Source organism: Streptomyces sp. NPDC007205 (assembly GCF_040634095.1).
Lineage (GTDB): Bacteria > Actinomycetota > Actinomycetes > Streptomycetales > Streptomycetaceae > Streptomyces.
Map to the genome: position 1 here is coordinate 21,789 of NZ_JBEYEW010000009.1, position 22,626 is coordinate 44,414.

Consider the following 22,626-nt stretch of genomic DNA (forward strand, 5'->3'; position numbering starts at 1 on the left):
ACGCTGGGGAACGGGTCCAATGACCGAGATGCTCGAACATGAAGTGCCGTCGTTCCCGATGGCCCGCGAGTGCCCCATGCGCCCGCCGGCCGAGTACCGGGAGCTCCGCAAGCAGGAGCCGGTCAGCCGGGTTCGCATGCCCGACGGCCAGCTGGCCTGGCTGGTCACCAAGTACGAGCTGGCCCGCAAGCTGCTCGTCGACCCGCGGGTCAGCGCCGACCGCCGGCACCCGGCGTTCCCGGGAAGGCTGACCGCCGAGCAGCGCTCGGCGGTCCAGCGCATCCGCCGGCTCAGCATCCGCCGGTCCATGATCCACCTGGACGGGGCCGAGCACGGGTCCCACCGCAAGATTCTGACCGGCGAGTTCTCCCTGCGTCGGATCGCCGCGCTGCGCCCGCGCATCCAGGAGATCGTCGACCAGAGCATCGACGACCTGCTGGCCGCACCGCAGCCGGCCGACCTGGTCGAGCACGTGTCGCAGGCGGTGCCGTCGCTGGTGATCTGCGAGCTGCTGGGCGTGTCCTACGAGCAGCGGCACGACTTCCACGAGTGGGCGCGCAAGCTGATCAGCCGGACCATCTCGACGGAGGAGCGCACCGCGGCCTCCGACGCGCTCAACGACTGCCTGGAGGCCCTGGTCACCGAGAAGGAGCAGGGCGAGCCCACCGACGACGTGATCGGCCGGCTCATCGCGCGCAACCGGGAGACCCCGGTTATGACGCACGACGAGATCGTCGGCACCGCCGTCATGCTGCTGGTCGCCGGGCACCAGACCACCGCGAACATGATCTCGCTGGGGACGGTCGCGCTGCTGGCGAACCCGGAGCACAAGGCGCAGGTCACGGCCGACTCGTCGCTGCTGCCCTCGGCGATCGAGGAGATGCTGCGCTACTTCAGCATCGTGGAGAACGCGCCCGCTCGGGTGGCCACCGAGGACATCGAGCTCGGCGGCGTGACCATCCGCAAGGACGAGGGCATCATGGTGTCCAGCCTGGCCGCCGACTGGGACGACGAGGTCTTCGAGAACCCGGACCAGTTGGACTTCCACCGCGGCGCGCGGCACCACGTCGCATTCGGCTACGGCGTGCACCAGTGCCTCGGCCAGAATCTGGCCCGGGTGGAGCTTGAGATCGTCTTCGAGACGTTGTTCCGGCGAGTGCCAAGCCTGTCGCTGGCCGTGCCGGCCGACGACCTGCCGTACAAGAACGACGCCGGGATCTACGGTATCTACCAGGTGCCGGTGAATTTCTGAGGGAAGAGGCACACCCATGCATATCACCGCGGACAGGGACCAGTGCGTCGGCGCCGGCCAATGCGTGCTGGCCGCGCCCGCCGTCTTCGATCAGGACGACGACGGACTGGTCGCGCCGCTGACGGTGGATCCGGCCGAGGGGGACCAGCCGGCCGTCCGGCAGGCGGTCAACCTGTGCCCCTCATTGGCCATCCGGACCGACAAGGAGTGACCGTCTCCGGCGGCCGGCCGGGCTGAATCTCCTACCACCATGTCGACGATCGGAGCGTCGGGTCGCGGCGGAGCGCGGTACTCGGCGCGCTTCAGCGCCCAGTTGGACACCTTGCGTTTGATCACGCGGGGGTTAGCACGCAACCGCCGGGGCTCCAGGAGACGTTCGCCGATCTCACGCAGAGTGGTGAAAAAGAGGCGGCCCGGATCGCGATCGGACCGCCGGGCGGCCTGGTGCATCAGGTCCCGGATCGCGTGGTGCACCAGGAAGAACGCGTGGACCTCTTGTTCGACGCCGTCCGGGTGCTGGGAGCGCAGGACCAGACCGGGGCCGCCCTGGCGGATGCGGCAGGGGGTGGGGTGCGGTGTCCGACCCCGACGTCCAGCCCTTTGACCGCAGTGTGGGCGACGCTGCCCGCCGCGCGGCGGGAGCTGACGGTGCGTCTGCCGGCGGCCTGGGCGGCGCGCGGCGACGCGCCGGAGCCAGGATGGGGGCGGGAGAGGTGAACGCGAAGTTGCTGCCGCCGTGGGGCCGGTCTCAGGACAAGTTCCGCTCCAGCCATCTGGACCGGGCGGCCGTGGTCTACGTCCCTCAGTCCACCCGCCAGCAGGTGGTTGAGCACGCCGAGTCCACGCGGATGCCGTACCGGCTGATCGAGCGGGCCGTCGTGCTGGGCTGGGCCCGTTCGAGGGTGGAGGTGATCGACGACGACCTGGGCTGCTCGGCGGCGGTCGCCGAGCCCCGGACGGGGTTCGCCAAGCTGGTGACCGAGGTGACCTTGGGCAGGGTCGGGCTGGTGGTGGGGGTGGAGATGTCCCGGCTGGCGCGGACCGGCCGGGGCTGACACCAGCTCATGATGAAGCACGGCATGGGTGAGTTGTCGAGGATCGGCGCACTCACGCGGTCTCTGCTGCATCTCGCCCTGCTCGCCCAGTCCCTTCGGGCGGCCGGGCGGGCCGAGGAACCCGACGAGGTGGAGCGGTGTCGAGCTGCGGAAGTCAGTCTTCGCGGAGAGATTGCCCCCGGCCGTCCCCTACTGCTCGGCGTTGCGGGCCCCGTCCTATGCGGACAGCAGCTCCGATATCGGGGGGACGCCTTCCACCGGTCCGGCACCTCATCGGTCCGCTGCTCCCGGAGTTCGCCGTCTAGGCGAAGAAGGACACGGAGACCCACTGCCGCACCAGGCCTCGCCCCTCGCTGACCGGCGCCATTTGGTGCCAGGACGAGGTCGAGGCCGAATAGAGCCAGGCGGTGCCCCCGGCCGGTGACATCGTCGAGGCGGGGCCGGCCGACTTGTCCGGACCGGACCAGAACTCCCATTCTCCGCCGCCGTCGCTCGGCCAGTTCTCATTGACGTGAAGTGATACATACAGCTTCTTGTGAAGCTTGCCGGTGCTGAGATCCTCGAAGTCACCGTCGTAGTGGCGAAAAATCTCGCTCCTGCGATGAAGCCCGGTGGTGTCCACCCCGGTCTCGCGTCGAATCCAGCCGGTGAACTCGTCGGACAGCAGATCGGTAACCAGTTCGCGCCAAGGCGGCGCCAGTACGTCCAGATCGGGTGTGAGCCCGCTCTTGTTGTCGGCCAACGGCAGGACGGACGAGCGGTAGCGACGCCGGACGTCGCCAGTCGACGTGTCTATTCGCTTGAACAGGTCCGGATCCGGTGCGGTGGCGTTGAGGTCGGCCAGGCTGCGCGCAGAGAGAAGACCGGCCCCGCGGAAATGCCGGAAAGGGTGATCGCAGGTCTCGAGCCGGGCGTCCAGGTTGATCAAGAGTCGCACCTTTCAGCGGTCCGTCCGTCGGCTTGTGCACCTGTTCGGATATCAGGGCTGCCCTGCCAGTGTCGTCGTCGCGCTTGCCGTGCGATGGCGCACCGGATTGCGAAGACCTTGCGGATCCGTGGCAGCGGCTGCAAGTCACCGACAGCGGCCGGGCAGCGGATCGACAAGGCGTCGGCAGGGGACCGCGTACAGGCTATGGCCAGATCGATTCCTGGCCGCCGACCGGCCGTCCTGAGAATCCCGCATCAACCCCAAGGAGGCACTGTGGTGCTGACGCTCGACTCGGCTCTGGAGGAACGCACCCAGCCGTTCCAGCTCTTCCGCGGCCGTGACCTGCTCAGTGGCGATCAACTCGAACAGTTGCTCTCCACCATGCCGACCGCCGACGTCGCGGAGATCGCGGTCGAAGACCCGCGACACGAAAAGCAGTATCGGATGAACCTCGTGGATCTCGTCGTCCTCGAAAAGGACGCCCCCGTGTTCCCGCGCCTGCCGGCCATCTGGCGCGACCTCGTGGAAGACCTGCGCGGTGCGGAATTCACGACCTGGCTCGAAGAGGCGACCGGGATCAAGCTGGCCGGCCTGCAGCGCAGCATCGGCCTCTACACCCACCGCAACGGCGACTACCTGTCGGTGCACAAGGACAAGCCGACCAAAGCGATCACCGTGATCCTCTACCTGAACCGCGACTGGCCGGTCGAGGCCGGCGGGCAGTTCCAGATCTTCGAATCTCCTCGCTCGGGCCCGACGGAGGAGATCAGCCCTGTCGGCGGCCAACTGCTCGCCTTCCCTCCCACCGACAAGTCCTGGCACGCGGTCTCCAGGATCGAGCACCCGGATGGGACCGAGCGGATCACGGTCCAGATCGAGTACTGGCTGACCACCGGGCTCGCCGGCTCCGCATACCGGCCGCAGAACTGACTGTCCGGCGCCTGGCACCCACGGTGCTGGAACCGAAAGGACCACACATGGCAAAGATCTTGGATGAGCCCGGGAAGATCCTCGTGATCTGGCCACCGCAGGTGCTCAGCTACTTCAACGCGGGGCACCACCTCGCGCTCTACCAGGTCGCCGGTCACCTGCGCGCCATCTATCCCGGCGCGCAGGTGACCACGATCGACGCCAGTGTCGAGCGACTGACGTGGAAGGACCTCGGCAACAAGCTCTTCCAGGAGCGGTACGACGTGATCGCCGTGATGAACGAGTTCGACGGCATCGACGGGTTCCGCCGGTTCGTCGCCTACGCCAAGGCGTTGAACCCGAACACCTCGATCGTCACGTTCGGCAGGCTGTCCGGGGTCAACCCCCGCTACTTCGAGCGCTTTGACATCGACGCGATCGTGGAGAACGGTGACTTCGAGGCCGGCGTCGGCGCCGCGATCGAGACCTTCCGCGACCGTGCGACCGAAGCCGCGGGGGTCCACCTGCGTCGCGACGGCTCCTGGGTCGCTCCGACTCGCCGTGGTGACTTGCTCCCGGCGGAAGATTGGTACCTGCCCACACCCGACGAGATTCCTCACGCGCTCTACGACACTCTCTACTTCGACGACGCCAACAAGTTCTGTGGCATCCCGCGCCGTCGCGAACTGGTCGTACCCGCGGCTCGCGGGTGCCCGATCGGCTGCTCCTACTGCGAGGTGCCGCTCATCTTCACAAAGAAGGAACGGCGGCTCACGGTCGAGCGGACGATCCAGTACATCGAAGAGTCCTTCGATGCGGCACCGTTCGAGTACGTGGCGTTCTACGCGCCGACGTTCACTCTGGACAAGAAGTGGATGGAGGAGCTCTGCCAGGAGCTGATCGGCCGCGGGTCCCCGTACCCGTGGAAGTGCGCGACGACGATCCACCACCTCAGCGAAGGTTTGATCCGATCAATGGGTGCGGCCGGCTGCATCCGGATCAGCGTCGGGCTGGAGACGCTCGACCCGGAGGAAAGCTCGTCGCTGCCCCGGCCGAAGCAGAAGTCCGCAATGGACCTCGACCGGCTTTCGGCCTGGTGCACGGAGTCGGGCATCGAGCTGAACTGCTTCGTCATCGTCGGGTTGCCCGGCACCACGATCGAGGGTGCCGAGCGGACCATTGAAGCCGTCCAGGAACGCGGCGGCCGCGCCCGGCCGACCGTATACGCCCCCTGGGAAGAGGCCCGCCCGGACCTCCTCGACCACGAGATGGCCGCGTTCAACCGGCAACTGTTCGTGCCAGGCACCCACACGCTGACCGACGACGAGCTGGCCCGCGGCTACGACATCATCTTCGGCAGCCAGCCGGATGTCACGCAGGTGTTCGAGAACATCCCCGCCCGCACCGCCGGCCCGGCCCTGCGCCCGGCATGACCGACGAGACGCTCGTGACGGCGCGGGAACGGGCGAGTTCCCCTTTCCGGCGGGAAAGCACCGGTCGGTTCCGCAACCGGCGTATCCGGATCCCCAACGAAATCAACCTCAAGAGCTGCGGGCTGCTCGACAGTCGGGCCGCGGCGGTGCACCGGGCCACGCTGGCGGCGTTCGACCCGAACGACGTGCTGACCTACCCCATCCTGCAACCGGTCTACAGCACGCTGGCCGACCGGTTCGGTGTGGACGTCGATTCCCTCGTCCTCACCGCGGGCAGCGATCCCGGGTTGAACCTGCTGACCCGGGCGTTCCCGGGGGTGTCGCGGATCGTTCTCCACCAGCCGAACTTCGACGGGTGGGCGAAGTTCGCGGCGATCTCGGGTTGTGTCCTCGACCCCGTCGCCCCGGATCCCGAGACCAGGCTGTTCAACCTCCGTGACCTCGCACGGCGGCTGTACGCAGGAGCGCCGGCGTTCGTCGTCGTCACCACACCGCACAGCTTCACCGGGCAGGTACACGGCGCGGAGGAGCTGGCCGAGTTGGCCGCCGCCGTGGCGGAGCACGGCAGTCTCCTGATCGTGGACACCGCCTACTTGGCGTTCACCGAAGGCGGCGAAGAGCTCGTGCGCGAGCTCGCCGGTCTGCGCCACGTCGTCCGCGTCAACACGTTCTCCAAGTGCTACGGGCTGTCAGGCGCCCGAATCGCGGTGACGATCGCGCACCCGGCGATCGCCCGCCACCTGTTCGACCTTGATCCGGAAGGCTCGGTCTCCACTCTCGCGCTCGCGCTGCTACAGCGTTCGCTGCAGGAACAGGCCGTCTTCACCAAGATCTGGGCCGACGTGCGACAGCTGCGGGAGCATTTCGCGACCGAGGTCCAGCGCGCGGTGCCCGGCTGGCACGCCCGGCCGAGCGGCGGAAACTTCGTGACCTGGGACGTCCCCGACCGGACAGCCGCCATGGCCGCGAGCCGGTACCTCCTGGACCAGGGCGTCGTCGTACGGGACCTGTCGGGCGCGCCGGGGCTCCCCGCTGCGGTCCGCATCGCGGTCGCGAACCAGCCCGTCGTCCGTCACGTTGTCGCCGCCCTGGGCGGCTGGTACCGCGGAGAGGTGGCATGAGCACCCGGAAGATCACGGTCCCGGGCCTGCCCAACGTGCGCGACCTGGGAGGGCTGCGCGGTCCTGGCAGAGGGTACCTCCGGCGGGGCATCCTCGTCCGAGGGCCGGCACCGTCACCGGAGACGGCGCCGGCGATCGGCAACCTGGGCATTCGCACGGTCATCGATCTGCGATTGGACGACGAACGCCGACAGTACCGGGGGCCTGAGTGCACCGGTGCGACCGTGCTGCCCCGTCCCGTGGCCGGCGACATGAGCCGGATCCGGGGTAATCTGCGGCCGCTGCCCAGCGACTACCTCGCGAATTACCGCGACATGCTGGCCAGAGCGGCGCCGGTCGCCGCGGAGATCGTGGGCCTGCTCGCCGACGAGGCGGAGGTTCCCCTCTACATCTGCTGCGCGATGGGCAAGGACCGCACCGGTGTCGTCAGCGCCCTGGTCCTGCGGGCGCTGGGGGTGCGCACGGCAGACGTCGCCCGGGACTACGCCCTGACCGCCCGCGCCTACCGCGCATTGCGGAGTGGTGATCCTCGCCCCAACTGGACCCGCACGGACACACTCGCGCAGCTGCGGCTGCGGACCTCCACGCCGGCGGCGACGATGCAGGCGCTGATTGCCGGAATCGAAGCCGATCACGGCAGCGTCGCCCGGCTGCTCATGCTCCACGGCCTCCAGGAGGAAACCCGGCTGCGCAGTGTCGCCAGCGCGTTCACCCACCCCGTTCACCTGTGAGGAATAAGAAGTGTCCCTCGTCGACATCGAGACCATCAGCCGGACCGAGCTCGAGCAGGATCCGTTCGGCCACGCCGTGATCCCTCGCTCGTTCGTCACGGGCGACATCGCCGAGAACCTGCGCAGCGAATTCAGCGATGTCGGCTTCGCGCAGTCGGAGCGCACGGAAGTGACCCGGTCCGACAAGCAGTACCGGATGTTCAACCGCAACCTCGTCACTGCCGGTGTGGTCGACAAGGACCAAGTGCGCGCGCTCCCCGCGAGTTGGCAGCTGCTCGTCGAGGACATCGTTTCGAAGTCCTACCGCGAGGCGGTGTCCGCGCTCACCGACGTGTCCTTGGACCAGTGCCTGGTCGAGGCTCGCATGACCCGCTATGCCCGTGGTTGCTGGATTGAGCCACACACCGACCGCCCGGACAAGGCGGTGACACACCTCTTCTACTTCAACGACGGGTGGAATGCGGACTGGAGCGGCGATCTCCGCCTGCTCCGCAGTGCCGACATGGACGACTGCGCGAAGCGGGTGCTGCCGACCACCGGAACGTCCGTCGTGCTCGTCCGTTCGGACCGGTCTTGGCACGGCGTCCCGCCGGTCGCCGAGACCTGTCCCGTGGACCGGCTGGCATTGCTCGTCCATTTCATCCGCCCGTGACCCGGCGGATCCGAACCCGCGACGGGACGACCTCGGTGGGATGAGAACCATGGCAGAAGGCCGACGCGGCGCGGTAGTCGTGACGGGCATTTCGTCCGGCTCAGGCCGTCAGGTGGCGCGAGTCCTGGCCGCAACGTCACCTCGGCCGTGCTCCCCGGGTTGGTCGAGCAAGGGCACGGGCACGTCGTCACCTGCATCGCACCGGGCCCGCCCGGGGCCGGGTTCTCCCACGTGCGGTTCGACGGTGCTGCCGACCGCCACCCCGCCTGGCCGATGACCTCGGCACCCTCTCCTACCCGACGAAAGAAGCGTTCGATCGTGATCGTGTGCGGACTTAGTCTCACTCATGACGGCGCCATCGCTTTGGTGGACGATGGCCCCGCCTCGTGTTCAGCGTCGAGATGGAGAAGCCGGCCGACAACCCCAGCCACAGCGCGATCCCGGACCTGCGCGTGGTGACCTCGGTGCCGGCGGACTTCGGTTTCCGGACCGAAGACGTCGACGAGTGGGTGGTCAACGGCGGCGAAGGCGCTGTCCCGGGCACGGTCGGGACCCGCGACCGAGAGGTGGCGTCGGACGTGGTCGTCCGACGGGAGCTGCGGTCCGACCGCGTCGATGCCCTTTCCGTGTCCGGGGACCTGATGGCGTACCTCGCGCTCGGCAAGGTCCACAAGTCGATCGTGACGCTGCTGTCCGAGGTGTTCGACGACGAGCTCGACGGCGAGTCGGAGCCGGAGCGCGCCCTGCGGTTCCGCCACTCGGTCGGCGGGTCCGGCAGCCCGGCCGAGCCGTCCATGCCTGTCCTGCACCGTTTCTTCGACGCCGCCCGCACCCGGCTGTCCGGCTCCGGCCACTCCGACGGGGACGTGCTCGCGAGGTTCAACCTCTGCTTCGCCGGCGGCCGTGCCCTGAACACCAAGTGGAGCTTGGGATGATCCGCCACACCGGCATCGAGGCGATCGAGCGGAACGTGCGAAGCGGCCCGACACTGCTGCCTACCACCGAGGTGCCGGAGGGCGGGACCTCGGCACCGTGCACGACGGCGGAACTGGCCCGGGTCCTGCACGAGACCGGCGAACCGGTCGTCGTGCTCAACGGCCGGGCGGAGCTGGGCGGGCGCAGCGTTCTCGCCGCGGCGACCTCACCGCGGATCAAGGACCGGCCGAACGACCTCAAGTACCGTGAGCACTTCCGGCCGGTCGCACCGATCTGCCTCGTCAACGAGGCCCCGGCGATCTTCGACCCGGGCACGCCGGACCCGCACATACTGTGCAACACCTGCGCGAACCTCGACGGCAGCGGCTTCTTCCCCGACGTCACCTCCGTCACGGCCTGGGGCGGGGTCGACCGGGTCTGGAGCGAAGGCAAGCTGTACCAGCGCGTCGGTACCGAATCGGAGACGCCGTGATCAGCCGGGTGCGCCGGGGACGTGAATCGCCCGGGAAACGCACCTACCTGCTGGCCATGACCATCGACTGCGTGGGCAACGGCTTGTGGACCCCCGTCGCGCTGATCTTCTTCACCCAGGGGCAGCACCTTTCCCTGGCAGACGTCGGTCTCGCACTGACGATCGGCGGGCTCCTCGGCCTCCTGGCGGGACCGGTGAACGGCCTGTTGGTGGACCGGTGGGGTCCGGCGAACGCGGCCGCCCTGAGCTACGCCGTGCGCACCGCGGTCTTCGCGCTGTTCCCCTTCGTCTCCGCCACGTGGGAGGTCGGCGCGCTCGCCGTCGTCGCGGCGGCCGCGGACCGGCTGTTCTGGACGGCCAGTACACCGCTTCTGGCCCGGTTGGTCCCGGCCGACGCGCTCATCGGTGTGCTGAGCACGTCGAGCGTGCTGAAGGTCATCGGGTGGGCGGTCGGCGGCGCGATCGGCGCGACCGCCGGCGGGCTGCTGATCGGCAGCACCACAGGCCTGCACATGGTCGCCTACGTCAACGGCCTGACCTACGTGGCGGCCATGGTCCTGGTGCTCACAGTGCGCCGGCACGTCCGGGCCTCCCCCGAAGCCCAGTCCTCGGCTGACAGGCGAGCGTGGCGGTGGCGCGACCTTCGTGACGACCCCGGCTTCCTGCGGTTGTGCCTGCTGACGCTCGCGCTGGCGTTCATCTCCGACTGCCTGACGGCGATGCTCCCGGTGGTCGCCATCGTGGTGCTGGGGCAGCCGTCGTGGGTGCCGGGGGTGGTGATCGCCGTTGCCTGTGTGTCGATGGCCGTGGCTCGGCGGCCCGCGGTCGCCTACGCGCGGCGCGTCTCCGCCCCGCGGGCACTGCGCCTGGCGACCGGCCTTTTCGGACTGTCGGTCCTCGTCATGGCGGCGACCGGCTGGGCGGGGCCGGCCACGACCGTGGTTGTACTCTGCGCAGCGCTGGTCGGCACGCTCGGCGATGCGTTGTTCGCCCCGGTCGTCACCACGATGGCGAACACCGCCGCCCCGGTCGGTCTGGAAGGTCGCTACAACGCGACCTTCCAGACGTCCTTCGGAATCGCGGGCGCAGTCGCTCCCGCGGCCGGGACGGCACTGCTGGCACAGGGGAACACCGTCCTGTGGGTCGGCCTGGCTGTTGTCTGCGCGGTGACGATTCCGGCGGTCGGGTTTCTCACGCGGCCGACCCGGCCGGTGGCGGCGCCCGAGCCGGGGCCGATGCAGCGGATCGTCATCGGCGGAATTTCCGGCGCGGGCAAGACAACTCTGGCCGCGGCCCTCGCCGGGGTGCTGGGCATCCGCCACATCGAAATGGACGCGCTCTACCACGGGCCCGGGTGGACCCGCCGCGCGGAGTTCGAGAGCGACGTGGAGCGCGTCACGCGGACGCCGTCGTGGATCTGCGACGCCCAGTACCACTGGGTCGTCGGTGACTTGCTCGGCGATCGCGCCGACACGTTCGTCTGGCTCGACCTGCCCCGCCGAACAGTCATGAGCCGCGTACTGCGGCGCTCGGTGGTCCGGGCCGCCACCGGTCGGCAGCTGTGGCACGGCAACCGGGAAACCTGGCGGTCGATGCTGCGCAACCCGCGCCACCCGCTGCGCTGGGCCTGGTCCCAGCACGCCACCCGGCGGGCCGAGACGGCTGCGTTTCTCGATCTGCACCCCGACCTCACTGTCGTTCACCTGACCAGCGCGAGGGAGGCGCGGCAGTGGCTGCGCTCGATTCCGGCCACGGCCTGCCCTCACCAGACCGCTTCGCCCAACCTCTCACTACTCAGCGCAGGAGGTATCACCATGCAGGAACGTCAACGAGAACCCGCTCGCCCGGGCGAGCCGCTGCTCGAGATCCATGGCGGGAACCGGATCTCCGGGTCCGTCCGAACCTCCGGGTTCAAGCACTCCCTGGTCACCACCGCGGCCGCCGCGGCCACCGCGAGCGCGCCGGTGCGTATCAGGAACTGCCCGGACATCGTCGAAACCACTGTGCTGGGCGAGCTCTTCCGCGCCACGGGGGCAAACGCGCACTACGACGGGCCGACCGAGACGTTCACCCTCGACGCGTCCACTTGGGACAGTGCAGAGCTGCCGGCCGATCTCGTCAGCCGGATTCACGGTTCGCTCTACCTGCTCCCCGCCCTCATCTCCCGCAACGGCATGGCTCGGCTGCCCGCGAGCGGCGGCTGCCTGATCGGCGAAGGACCCCGCGGGCGGCCCGTCGAGCACCTTCTGGGCGTGATGGAGCGGTTCGGAGTCACCACCCGGCTCACTGCGGACGGTTCCGTGGAGCTCACCGCGGAGCGGTTCACGCCGTGCACCATCGACATGCTCGACTACACGCGCAACAAAGCGCTCATGAGCGGGCCGTGCTACAGCAGTGCGGTCAAGACCGCACTGCTGATGGGCGCGGTCACGCACGGGACGACCACGCTGCACCACCCGTACCTCAAGCCCGACGTGACCGATCTGGTCACCGTGCTCCGCAGTCTCGGCGCCGACATCGAGATAGCCGGGCCTGAAACGTGGGTGATCCACGGCCGCGGCCCGGAGTCGCTCAACCGTCCCGTCGACCTCACGCTGATCCCCGACTTGATCGAGGTGGTCACCTGGATCTGCGCCGGCGTCGTGCTGGCGGACGAACCGCTGCGGATCACCGGCCCGAGTATCGACCGCGCGGTCCGGGCGCTCGCGCCCGAGTTCGACCTGCTGGACCGCATGGGAGTCCGCGTCGACGTCGGCACCGACGAGGTGATCGTGCACCCGTTGACGAAGCCGTTGCGGCCCGTGGAGTTCACCGCCGCGTCGCGGGGCGTGTTCAGCGACAGCCAGCCCTTCTTCGCCCTGCTGGCGGCGTACGCCGAAGGCCCCACCTACATCACGGAAGCCGTCTGGGAGCACCGTTTCGGCTTCGTCCCGGAGCTGGCGGCACTCGGCATGCGGACGGCGGTCGACGACACGATCCTGCGCGTCGACGGCCCTTGCCCGCCGCACCGGCCCGGCAACGACCTCTACGCCACCGACCTGCGCGCCGCCGCGGTCCTGCTTCTCGCCGCTCTCGCGGTACCGGGCCGGACCTCGCTGCGCAACCACCACCACCTCGCCCGCGGCTACCGCGACCTCGTCGCGGACCTGGTGAGCCTAGGCGCCGACATCCGGCACACGACCGCACCGGACGTCCTCACGAAGCTACCGGCGGGTGCCGACCCGGCCTGACCCCTCAGCCGTCCGAACGCACACCGTTCAGGAGTTCACATCATGAGTCGCGACATCAACGACGCCCTGCGGGACGTGCTCACCACCATCGACCGGGACGGATCGGCCGTGCCCTCTCGCGGCGGCGAACAGTAAAGAGGTCCTGGGCGCGCTCGTCACCATCGACCGTCCGAGCGAGCGCGCCCTCGCCGTCCCGCAGCGCAACAACAACGTGTTCGCCCAGATCGCGGAGACGCTCTGGGTCCTGGCCGGCCGGAACGACCTTGAGTTCCCGACCGGTACCTGCCGATGGCCGCCGACTTCTCCGACGACGGGTCGACGTGGCGCGCCGCGTACGGTCCGCGGCTGCGCGCCTGGGGCCTTGCAGCGAGTCGATCAGCTCGCCGCGATCCGGGCTCGCCTAGACGACTTCTCCTACTGCATCTCCTCCTGCCCCGCCTAGTTGTGTTGCCCTGAGAGGTTGGGGACACGGCTGGCGGGTAGCTGGCCCTTGAGCGCGGGGTGTCCGCGGTGGTGGTTGTAGCTAGGTGGCAGAGCTGCGGCGGCCGCCTCGGCGGTCGGAGTTGGGGCCGCCGGTCCCGGCAGCGCCGCCCGTGGCTCCGCCGGCCGCCGCCCGTCGGCCGGATCCGCGGACAGCCTTGCCGGAGGCGGCGCCGGTCGCGGACGGGCGCTCGGACGTGCGGCCGCCCGCTTTGACGGCACCGCCCTTGGCGCCGCCGGAACCCGCCCGGCGGGCAGAACCGCGTCCGCCGGTTGCGGAAGTGCCGCCCGACGCTGTCCCCCCGGCGGCGGTGCGGCGGTCGGAGGTCCGGCTCGCCGTCCTGGCGGGAGCGTCTGTCGCCGCTTCGGCCCCGCCGCCGTTTCCGCGTCGGCGGCCGGATCGTCTGCCGGGCTTCGTGCCAGTCTTGCGGTCCGAACGGGACCCCGACGGTGTCGCCGGCTGGGGGACCTCGATGATGACGGGTACGCCGGACGGCTCACGGGCGCCGGTGATGGTGGCCAGTTCCGCGTCGCTGGACTTGATGCGGGCCGTCCGGGGGCGGATGCCCGCGTCCGACATGAGCCGGGTGACGTCCCGGTTCTGGTCGGGCAGGACCAGGGTGACCACGCTGCCGGAGCCGCCGGCGCGGGCCGTGCGTCCGCCCCGGTGGAGGTAGTCCTTGTGGTCGGTGGGGGGATCGACGTTCACGACCAGGTCGAGGTCCTCGATGTGTATGCCCCGGGCCGCGACGTTCGTCGCCACCAGCGCGGTGACCTGACCGTTCTTGAACTGTTCCAGGGTGCGGTTGCGCTGCGGCTGGGAGCGGCCTCCGTGCAGTGCCGCCGCGCGGACACCTACGGCCAGAAGCCGCTTGGTGAGACGGTCGGCGGACCTCTTGGTGTCGAGGAACAGGATGACCCGGCCGTCACGGGCGGCGATGCGCGTGGTGACGGCCTTCTTGTCGGTCTCGTCCTGGATGTGGAGCAGGTGGTGCTCCATGGTGGTCACCGCTCCCGCGGACGGGTCCACGGAGTGCACCACGGGGTCGGTCAGGAACTGCTGCACCAGGCGGTCGATGTTGCGGTCCAGGGTGGCCGAGAAGAGCATGCGCTGTCCGTCGGGCCGTACTTGCCGGATCAGCTTGGTGATCTGCGGCAGGAAGCCCATGTCGGTCATCTGGTCGGCTTCGTCCAGCACGGTGATGCGTACGTGGTCGAGCACACAGTCCCCGCGTTCCACGAGGTCGTTGAGCCTGCCCGGAGTCGCCACGAGTACCTCGGCGCCACGCCGGAGCGCTGCGGCCTGCTTGGTGACGGACAGCCCGCCGACCACAGTGGCCAGCTTGAGGTTGACCGCCGTCGCGTAGGGGGTCAGCGCGTCGGTCACCTGCTGGGCGAGTTCCCGGGTGGGCACCAGCACGAGGGCAAGGGGTGCCTTGGGCTCCGCGCTCAGTCCGGCGGTGCGGGCCAGGAGCGCAAGCCCGAACGCGAGGGTCTTGCCGGAGCCGGTGCGCCCCCGCCCCAGCAGATCACGGCCCGCGAGCGAGTTGGGCAGCGTGGCGGCCTGGATGGGGAAGGGGGTGGTCACGCCCTGCGCGGTGAGGGTCTTCAGCAGCCCCGCGGGCATGTCCAGACCGGCGAAGTCCTCGACGGCGGGAAGTGCGGGTGTCGTGCCTTCCGGCAGCCGGAACTCCGTCGACGACGACGCGGACGGTCGGGGTGACGAAGCGCGTCGGTTGGACTTCTGGGGCCTACGGGACATGCGGTTGTCTGCCTTCCTGGAAACAGCACAAACCGGGGTCCGCACCATGACGGTGCGGACCCCGGAGAGCGGATACGCGTCCGGCGATCAGGCGGGGACGATGTTCTCCGCCTGCGGGCCCTTCTGGCCCTGCGTGACGTCGAAGGAGACCCGCTGGCCCTCCTGCAGCTCACGGAAGCCCTGGGTCGCGATGTTCGAGTAGTGGGCGAAGACGTCGGGGCCGCCGCCGTCCTGCGCGATGAAGCCGAAACCCTTTTCGGCGTTGAACCACTTCACGGTTCCCTGTGCCATGACCTTCTCCTTCTGTAGGCAGAGGCCCCATCCGGAGACGCCGGAAAACAAACAGTGCGCCCGAAGGAGAAACATTCCCGTCAGGCGCACATAGCTTCATGGGTACCACAACTGCAACAGCAAGACGGTAGCACAGCGAAGTTCGCCCGACCGCCGCTTCACGCACGATCTTCCCGCACTTCCCGCACATGTGGCGCCCGGTGCGGAGCTTCGCGCTCGGGGCCAGCCCTGACAGCTGACGCCTCTCGACCACACGGCCCGCGGCCGTACCGCTCGCCGACCACGGAGACCCAGTGCTAGAAAAGGGACATGAGCGGACGTTTCCGCAGGCCATGGGCCAGAGCGGCGCCGCCACCCGGCACACGGTGGTCATGGGGTCCTTTCCGACGGCCAGGGCCCGGTCCGTCCGGCAGGCGCCGCATGTCGCCCTCCATGAGCGTCCGAACCCTTGCCGCGCAGGTTTTTCTGCTCCAGGCACTGGTCGTGCTCGTACTGGTCGCGGTGGCGGCCGCGGCCCTGGTCGTGCAGGGCCGGTACGACGGCGAGCGCAGCGCACAGAACCGGTCGCTGGCCGCGGCCGAAGCCTTCGCACACGCGCCCGGCACGGTGTCGGCGCTCATGTCACCGAATCCCACGGCACGGCTTGAGACGGCGGCAGAGCAGGCGAGAAAGGGGGCCGGCGTCGACTTCATCACCGTCCTGGACAAGCGCGGGATCCGGCTCACTGACCCCGACCCCGCCCTGATCGGTACGAAAGCACAGGGTGTCGGCCGGGCTGCCGCGGGAGAGACGTTCACGGAGACGTTCCACGGCCGGCCTGCCGACGCCGTGCGCGCGGTCGTACCCGTGCTGGATCCGAGCAGGCGTGTGGTGGGGATGGTCAGCGCCGGTATCGAGTACGCCACGCTGGGCCATGTGCTGAACCAGCAGCTGCCCATGCTGCTCGGGGCGGCCGCGGCAGCCCTCGCGCTGGCCACCGTCGGCACGGCACTGGTCAGCCGCCGCCTGCGCAGACAGACCCGTGGACTCGGTCCGGCAGAGATGACCCGGATGTACGAGCATCACGACGCCGTGCTGCACGCGGTGCGCGAGGGAGTCCTGATCGTCGGCGGCGACGGGCGCCTGCTGCTCTCCAACGACGAGGCACGGCGGCTGCTGGGTCTTCCCGAGGACGTCGAACAGCGACCGGTGACGGATCTTGCCCTGGGGCCCGCGCTGAAGCGGTTGCTGGTGTCGGGGCAGCCCGCCTCCGATGAGGTGATCCCGGCGGGTGACCGGCTGCTGGCCGTGAACATCCGGCTCACCGCGCCGTTCGGCGAGGTGCCAGGTCTGGTCGCCACCTTCCGCGACACCACGGAGCTGACAGCGCTGTCCGGCCAGGCCGCGGTCGCCCGTGGACGCCTTTCCTTCCTGTATGAGGCGGGTATGCGGATCGGCACCACACTCGACGTACGCCGTACGGCGGAGGAGCTCTCCGAGGTGGCGGTCCCCCGATTGGCCGACTTCGTCACCGTGGAACTCCTCGAATCCGTCCTTCGCGGCGACGAGCCGACAGGAGCCGTGCACCGGATGCGCCGCACGGCGCTGCGCGAAGCGCGGACCGGCCATCCCCTGCAGCCAGTGGGAGACGTGATCCGGTTCGTCATGGCCGACACCCCGATGGTGGCGGCACTCAACCGCGGCAAGGCCGTCCTGGTGCCGGACCTGCGCACCGCCCAGGACTGGCGGGCCCAGGACCCGCAGGGCGCTCGCCAGGCGCTGGAGTACGGCATCCAATCCCTGATCACCGTGCCGGTACGGGCACGCGGGGTGGTCCTCGGCATCGCCAACTTCTGGCGGGCCGCAACCTCACCCCGGTTCGAGGAGGAGGACGTCGCCGTAGCCGAAGAACTCGTGGCCCGTGCCGCCGTCGCCATCGACAACGCGCGTCGGTACGGCCGCGAGCACGCGATGGCCGTGACACTGCAGAGCAGCCTGCTGCCCCTGGGCCTACCCGAACAGGACGCGCTGGAGATCGCCTCGCGCTATCTGCCGGCGGAGTCCGGCGTCGGCGGCGACTGGTTCGACGTCATTCCCCTGCCCGGCTTCCGCGTCGCACTGGTCGTCGGTGACATCGTGGGACACGGACTGCAGGCCGCGGTGACCATGGGACGGCTGCGGACCGCGGTGCTGAACTTCTCCTCGCTGGACCTGGCCCCGGACGAGCTGCTGGGACATCTCGACGAGATGGTGACCCGGCTGGACGCGCAGACGGCGCACGCCGACGACGACCGTGCTCCGCTCACCGGCGCCACCTGTCTCTACGCCGTTTATGACCCCGTCGGGGGGCATTGCGCCTTCGCCCGCGCCGGGCATGTCGCACCCGCGGTGGTGTCTCCTGAGGGCGGGGTGACCTTTCCCGACCTGCCGCTGTCTCCGCCGCTGGGAGTGGGCGGGCATCCCTTCGAGGCAGGCGAACTGGACCTCGCCGAGGGCAGCCGCCTCGTGCTGTTCACCGACGGCCTGATCGAGAACCGCGGCCGGGACATCGACGAGGGCATGGAGATGCTCCGCTCCGCCATCGCCCACGCAGGTGAGACTCCGGAGGAGATCTGCGGTGCCCTCGTGGAGACCATGCTGCCCGAGCACCCCAGCGACGACGTGGCGCTGCTGGTGGCCGGGACACGGCTGCTCGCCCCGTCCTGCGTCGCGACGTGGGACGTACCGTTCGACGTGACGGCCGTGTCCCCGATACGCGGCGAGGTGGGCCGACAACTCACCGACTGGGGGCTGGAGGACCAGGCGTTCGCCACGGAACTGATCATCAGTGAACTCCTCACCAACGCGATCCGCTACGGCGCCCCGCCCGTGCGCGTCAGAATGCTGCTGGGCCGCGGTCTCGTCTGCGAGGTGTCGGACGGCAGCAACACCTCGCCTCGGCTCCGGCGGGCGGCCACCACCGACGAAGGAGGGCGAGGCCTCTTCCTCGTCTCCCAGTTCGCGGACGGCTGGGGTACGCGCTACGCCACGCAGGGAAAGGTGATCTGGGCCGAACAGAAACTGGGCCGCACCTCGACACCGGACATGTCCGCGCTGTTCGACGACATGGCCTTCTGAGGCCGATGGTCTTGGAGCATCTCGTCGCATGTGTGCGCGCCGACTGCACACCTGGGGAGTGGCGGAAAAGTCCGTCAGCCAGTTCCCCCCTGCTGAACCCAGACCGACCGGTGGCCGGGCCTGCACGGCCCGGCCACCGGTGATGCGTACGGCGTGTCTACGGGGCCATCTCGTACGCGCCGGACAGCGCCTCGACCCGCTGCCAGACCCGCTCCGTGCGTGTCTCGTCGACGACCGGCCGCCGGACCGCACCCAGGGCCCAGTCCTGCTGCTGTTCGGTCGCCGAGTCCTTGCCGTGCAGCTCGACGGCGTGCGCGGAGAAGTCCCGCACGAGGACGGCGAAGAGTTCGTCGAGCACGTCCTCGTCGAGGCCGGTCAGGGCGACCTGCTCCAGGACGAGCTGCCCGTGCACGACGAGGGCGAAGAGCTGACCGACCGCGAGGACGAGGTCGAGGTCGCGGCTCTGCTCCGCGTCGGGGGCGGCGGTGGCGACGAACGCGCAGAGCGCGTCGGCCTGTTCGCGGAAGCGGGTCACGTTGGGCAGGTGCGCGTACGCGTCGAAGGCGGGACGCCAGTCGTGGAAGCGCACCGCGCCGAGGCCGCGAGCCGGCCCCTGCCGGAACAGGAAGTCGTCGTCGGCCGCGTCGAGGCGGGTCGGGACGGCGGGGTACTCGACCGGGTCGAGGAGGTGGCTGCGCATGAACTTCAGGATCAGCGCCAGGTTGACGTGGACCGTGCCTTCGAGCTTCGGCAGGCCGCGGATCTCCACGGCCGCCTGGCCGAAGTAGTTGTCCTTCTCGAAGCCCTTGGCCGCGATGACGTCCCACATCAGGTCGATGACCTTCTCGCCCTCCGTGGTCACCTTCATCTTCGTCATCGGGTTGAAGAGCAGGTAACGGCGGTCGTCGGGGCCGGCGGAGCGGAAGTAGTCGACAGCACGGTCGCTGAACAACTTCATGCCGACGAGCCTGACGTACGCGTCGGTCAGCTCGCGCCGCACGTGCGGGAAGCTGGTGACGGGACGGCCGTAGAGGATGCGGTTGTGGGCGTGGGTGACGGCCTCGTACATCGCGTGCTCGCAGATGCCGATCGAGGCGGTGCACAGGTTGAACTTGCCGACGTTGACGGTGTTGAGGGCGGCGTCGAAGGCCTCACGGCCGGTGTGCAGGACGTCCTCGGCCGCTACGGGATACTCCTCCAGGCGGAACTCGCTGACGAACTTCGAGGAGTCGACGACGTTCTTGACCAGGTGGTAGGCCGGGTGACGGCTGTCTGCGGCGAAGAACACGTAGCCGTCGGGGCCCTCGACATCGGTACGGCGGCCGAAGACGGAGACGAGTCCGGCGGCGTTGCCGTTGCCGATGTAGTACTTGGAGCCGGTGGCCCGGAAGCCGCCGTTGCCGTCGGGCTCGAGCAGCATGTCGGTCGAGTAGATGTCGGCGCCGTGGGCCTTCTCGGACAGGCCGAACGCGAACACCTCTCCCTGGGCGAGGAGTTCAGCGGCGCGGGAACGGGCGGCGGCGTTGTCACTCTGCCAGACGGGGCCCAGGCCGAGGATCGTGACCTGCCAGGCGTACCAGTAGTCCAGGCCGTAGAAGCCCAGGATCTCGTTGAGCGCGGCGATCCGGGCGGTGTCCCACCGCTTGTCCGGTTCCCCCTCCCCCGCGGCGGACGACGGCGTCAGGAAGGTGGCGAAGAGGTTCTCCTTCGCTGCGAAGGCGAGGAAGTCGCCGAGCCATGCGCGGGTCCGGTAGTCCTCGATCAGCCGCCCCTTCCCACGCTCCTCGAACCAGTCGACGGTGGCACGCAGCAAGCGGCGCGTCTCGGGGTCGAAGTGTGCGGGGTCGTAGGTGCGCGGGTTGAACAGCAGCTGGTCAGCCATGGGGATGACGCCTTTCGGCTGGTGGACGGGTGGGACAGGTGGGACCGTGGGATTCGATTCGTGAGGTCCGTCGGCTGGACCGGTCGGATCGGGAGGCCCGGCGGAGGGCGCGGCGGCGATCAGCGGCCCGGACGGAAGCGGGCCAGCGTGGCGAGCACGTCGTCCAGCCAGGCGATCATCATCCGCTCGTAGGCGATGCCGCCGCGCAGTACGACGTGCTGGAGCTCCCGCTCGGCGTCGAGCGGCGCCTCTGGACCGGCCGCGCTTGCCTCGGGCCCGGTGAAGTCCCGTGCCTCTCCCGCGAGATAGTGCTCCAGCCGGTCGCGGTGCGCCTGCCGGTGCCGCTCCACCTCGCGGATCAGGGCGGTCGGTTCGTCGAAGGCGGCGCCCCGGATCTTGACGGCCAGGTCGTGGCGGACGCTCTCCGGCTCGATCGGATCGTGCAACCAGGAGGACAGCGCGGCCCGGCCGAGGTCGGCGACGGAGTACTCCTTCTTGTCCGGCCGGCCCTGCTGCGGAACGTCCCGGACGTCGACCCAGCCGTCGTTCTCCATGCGCTTGAGCACGCGATAGATCTGTTGGTGGGTCGCGGTCCAGAAGTAGCCGATGGACCGCTCGAAGCGCCGGGCCAGCTCGTAGCCGGACCCTGGCTTCTCCAGGAGCGACACCAGAATCGCGTGTTCGAGCGCCATGCCGCAGATCCTCCTATGCAACTCGTTGCATAGCAAGCCTGCCCCCTCCGATGCGACGCGGCTCACCCCCCGCACCATGCGTCATCCGGTCCGAGATGAGGGCCGATCCGGGGTTGCAGCACGAACGGCAACGACCAGAAACCCGGGCCGTGAACTGGGCGACCCGGCGGTCCGTTGCCGGCCGCGGCGGTGGCATCGGCGGCGGCCCTGACGCATGGGTACGACACGAGGTGCTGGCGGTGCCACTGGCGGCGGGGCCGACCGGTGCGCGATCCTCAGAGGGGCGGCCACCGGCAATCCCGATGTCGACGGGCAGGGCCAACAGGGGGCTACGGACGACGAGTACAGGCGGATGGGCTAGATTCATGGTCGCCTTCACAAGTCCCCGCTGCCTGAGGAAGTGCCCGTGTCCCACATACCGCCCCAGGGCGGCCTGAACGGCTCACATACCCCGGAGCAGATACGACGCAACCGCCTGGTCTTCCTCGGTCTGGTCCTTGTCGTCGCGGGCTTGGTGGCGTTCTGGGCCTTGGGCCCGTACGACACGAAGGACCAGTCCTCGACGCTCAAGGCCGGTGACTGTTTCCAGAACATCGGGACGGACAAGGAAGCGAAGACCAAGAAGCTCGACTGCACTGACCCGCACGCCGACTACAAGGTCCTGAAGATGAACAAGGGCGCAGTCGTCGACACCTTGGCGTGCTCCGACGTCCCGGGCACGACCGGCTCGCTCACCCAGTCGGACCCCCCAAATTGGTTCGTCGTCTGCTTCAAGAAAAACGACGAGAAGGGCAAGAAATAGCCGGGCGGAGCCTACGGCGTTGGTCGAGCCGTTGCTGCCACCCCTCGCCGTGGACGGGGCGAACGGCAGGCCGGGGCGGCCTGTGTACGGGCCGCACCCGATGATCGTCCGGTCGCAGAGCCCCGTGACGGCGGGGGAGGCGGGCTGGGCGCAGACGCTGTAGCCGACCGACGTTCAGGTGGGGACAGTTCTCGTCGGTGCTGCCGCCGGGCGCCTCGCCGGCCGGCTGCGGGCAGGTGCTCGCGAGCCGGGTCGTACCCCGGACCAGGGGGAGAACACCGCGCACACGACGGCCGCCTTCCTTGGCACCGTCACCGTCGCGGCTTCTCATCCGGCTCCGCATGCCACCGAATATCCGCCCGACGATCTGTCAGACGGGGACGGGATCACTGGCCAGGCGAGCGTGCAGCTCTACGTCATGGCGCACGCCGTCATAGACGAGCTTCTGGCGCTGAAGGCCCTCCACCCCGAACCCGGCGCCGCTGGTGACTCGGCACGAGACCGGGTTGTTCACCCGGTGCCCCAGCTCCAGCCGGAACAGGCCCGCGTCCTCGAAGGCCCAGTCGGCCGGCGCGGCACACGCCCTCGTTGCCACCCCGCGCCCCCGTCCCGCGGAGGTGGTCCAGTACGACACCCATCCGGTGCCGTGCACCCGGTTGACCGCGCCCACGGCAACATTGCCCGACACCACGCCGTCGGCATTGACCACGGCGAAGGAGTACGCCGAACCGTTGGTCCACCGGCCGGGAATCTCTGCATACTCGCGCACACCACCAGTGTCCGGCGCACACCAGGCGACGGGCGACCTTCGGGTACTCGGCTCACCCGGTACGGCGGGACCGCCGCCTCCTGGGAGGCGACGGTCCTGATGCTGTCTCACCGCCGGGAGCCTGAGCCGGCTG

General features: G+C 69.4%; 20 protein-coding genes. 14 read left to right on the forward strand and 6 right to left on the reverse strand.

All coding sequences use genetic code 11. The features are described from left to right. Window positions 1-28: 28 nt before the first annotated feature. The 4 genes from ABZ624_RS17180 (at window position 29) to ABZ624_RS17195 (ending at window position 2,307) form a co-directional block, all read left to right on the forward strand. Window positions 29-1,252 carry a cytochrome P450 gene (locus ABZ624_RS17180; protein ID WP_360088679.1) on the forward strand — a complete coding sequence of 408 codons (1,224 nt, stop codon included), beginning with the start codon at window positions 29-31 and terminating at the stop codon, window positions 1,250-1,252. 16 nt (window positions 1,253-1,268) lie between these two features. After that, window positions 1,269-1,463, forward strand: a complete 195-nt coding sequence (locus ABZ624_RS17185; protein ID WP_360088682.1) for a ferredoxin — start codon at window positions 1,269-1,271, stop codon at window positions 1,461-1,463. Window positions 1,464-1,738: 275 nt separating this feature from the next. Next, a complete protein-coding gene (locus tag ABZ624_RS17190; protein WP_360088685.1) occupies window positions 1,739-1,969 on the forward strand; it encodes a hypothetical protein in 231 nt (76 codons plus the stop codon). Further along, window positions 1,966-2,307, forward strand: a complete 342-nt coding sequence (locus tag ABZ624_RS17195; RefSeq protein WP_360088688.1) for a recombinase family protein — start codon at window positions 1,966-1,968, stop codon at window positions 2,305-2,307. Before ABZ624_RS17190 ends, ABZ624_RS17195 begins: the two co-directional genes overlap by 4 nt. 301 nt (window positions 2,308-2,608) lie before the next feature. On the opposite strand, the gene ABZ624_RS17200 is transcribed toward ABZ624_RS17195, so the two are convergent. Continuing rightward, window positions 2,609-3,235: a 2OG-Fe(II) oxygenase gene (locus tag ABZ624_RS17200; protein WP_360088691.1), complete on the reverse strand. Its 627-nt coding sequence runs from the start codon at window positions 3,233-3,235 to the stop codon at window positions 2,609-2,611. Between the two features lie 273 nt (window positions 3,236-3,508). On the opposite strand from ABZ624_RS17200, the gene ABZ624_RS17205 reads away from it, so the two are divergent. The 8 genes from ABZ624_RS17205 (at window position 3,509) to ABZ624_RS17240 (ending at window position 12,719) form a co-directional block, all read left to right on the forward strand. Continuing rightward, a complete protein-coding gene (locus ABZ624_RS17205; protein WP_360088694.1) occupies window positions 3,509-4,165 on the forward strand; it encodes a 2OG-Fe(II) oxygenase in 657 nt (218 codons plus the stop codon). A gap of 47 nt (window positions 4,166-4,212) precedes the next feature. Beyond that, the gene (locus ABZ624_RS17210; protein WP_360088697.1) at window positions 4,213-5,577 is read left to right on the forward strand and encodes a radical SAM protein; all 1,365 of its coding nucleotides are present in this window, start codon (window positions 4,213-4,215) and stop codon (window positions 5,575-5,577) included. Continuing rightward, on the forward strand, window positions 5,574-6,698 hold the full coding sequence (locus ABZ624_RS17215) for a pyridoxal phosphate-dependent aminotransferase (protein WP_360088700.1): 1,125 nt from the start codon (window positions 5,574-5,576) through the stop codon (window positions 6,696-6,698). Before ABZ624_RS17210 ends, ABZ624_RS17215 begins: the two co-directional genes overlap by 4 nt. Then, on the forward strand, window positions 6,695-7,429 hold the full coding sequence (locus tag ABZ624_RS17220; RefSeq protein WP_360088703.1) for a tyrosine-protein phosphatase: 735 nt from the start codon (window positions 6,695-6,697) through the stop codon (window positions 7,427-7,429). Before ABZ624_RS17215 ends, ABZ624_RS17220 begins: the two co-directional genes overlap by 4 nt. Window positions 7,430-7,439: 10 nt before the next feature. Next, window positions 7,440-8,081, forward strand: coding sequence for a 2OG-Fe(II) oxygenase (locus ABZ624_RS17225; protein ID WP_360088706.1), 642 nt, complete (start codon window positions 7,440-7,442; stop codon window positions 8,079-8,081). Window positions 8,082-8,467: 386 nt separating this feature from the next. Next, entirely contained in the window at window positions 8,468-9,016 is a 549-nt protein-coding gene (locus ABZ624_RS17230; RefSeq protein ID WP_360088710.1) for a hypothetical protein, read from the forward strand. Continuing rightward, complete coding sequence (locus ABZ624_RS17235; protein WP_360088713.1) at window positions 9,013-9,489, forward strand: carbamoyltransferase C-terminal domain-containing protein; 477 nt, start codon at window positions 9,013-9,015, stop codon at window positions 9,487-9,489. Before ABZ624_RS17230 ends, ABZ624_RS17235 begins: the two co-directional genes overlap by 4 nt. Window positions 9,490-9,545: 56 nt before the next feature. Beyond that, a complete protein-coding gene (locus ABZ624_RS17240; protein ID WP_360088716.1) occupies window positions 9,546-12,719 on the forward strand; it encodes an MFS transporter in 3,174 nt (1,057 codons plus the stop codon). A 523-nt stretch (window positions 12,720-13,242) separates the two neighbouring features. On the opposite strand, the gene ABZ624_RS17245 is transcribed toward ABZ624_RS17240, so the two are convergent. Together ABZ624_RS17245 and ABZ624_RS17250 are read right to left on the reverse strand one after the other, a co-directional pair. Next, on the reverse strand, window positions 13,243-14,961 hold the full coding sequence (locus ABZ624_RS17245; RefSeq protein WP_360088719.1) for a DEAD/DEAH box helicase: 1,719 nt from the start codon (window positions 14,959-14,961) through the stop codon (window positions 13,243-13,245). A gap of 87 nt (window positions 14,962-15,048) precedes the next feature. Continuing rightward, on the reverse strand, window positions 15,049-15,252 hold the full coding sequence (locus ABZ624_RS17250) for a cold-shock protein (RefSeq protein WP_031161015.1): 204 nt from the start codon (window positions 15,250-15,252) through the stop codon (window positions 15,049-15,051). Window positions 15,253-15,684: 432 nt separating this feature from the next. Here ABZ624_RS17250 and ABZ624_RS17255 point away from each other — a divergent pair, with 432 nt between their 5' ends. Continuing rightward, window positions 15,685-18,348 carry a SpoIIE family protein phosphatase gene (locus ABZ624_RS17255; RefSeq protein WP_360088722.1) on the forward strand — a complete coding sequence of 888 codons (2,664 nt, stop codon included), beginning with the start codon at window positions 15,685-15,687 and terminating at the stop codon, window positions 18,346-18,348. Window positions 18,349-18,505: 157 nt separating this feature from the next. Here ABZ624_RS17255 and ABZ624_RS17260 read toward each other — a convergent pair whose 3' ends face one another. Together ABZ624_RS17260 and ABZ624_RS17265 are read right to left on the reverse strand one after the other, a co-directional pair. Further along, entirely contained in the window at window positions 18,506-20,230 is a 1,725-nt protein-coding gene (locus tag ABZ624_RS17260) for an acyl-CoA dehydrogenase family protein (protein ID WP_360088725.1), read from the reverse strand. 119 nt (window positions 20,231-20,349) lie between these two features. Continuing rightward, on the reverse strand, window positions 20,350-20,922 hold the full coding sequence (locus tag ABZ624_RS17265; protein WP_360088728.1) for a PadR family transcriptional regulator: 573 nt from the start codon (window positions 20,920-20,922) through the stop codon (window positions 20,350-20,352). 406 nt (window positions 20,923-21,328) lie between these two features. On the opposite strand from ABZ624_RS17265, the gene ABZ624_RS17270 reads away from it, so the two are divergent. Next, window positions 21,329-21,724 carry a hypothetical protein gene (locus ABZ624_RS17270; RefSeq protein WP_360088731.1) on the forward strand — a complete coding sequence of 132 codons (396 nt, stop codon included), beginning with the start codon at window positions 21,329-21,331 and terminating at the stop codon, window positions 21,722-21,724. A gap of 370 nt (window positions 21,725-22,094) precedes the next feature. On the opposite strand, the gene ABZ624_RS17275 is transcribed toward ABZ624_RS17270, so the two are convergent. Continuing rightward, window positions 22,095-22,493 (reverse strand): GNAT family protein, encoded by a 399-nt coding sequence (locus ABZ624_RS17275; protein WP_360088734.1) that lies wholly within the window; start codon window positions 22,491-22,493, stop codon window positions 22,095-22,097. Window positions 22,494-22,626 lie beyond the last annotated feature (133 nt).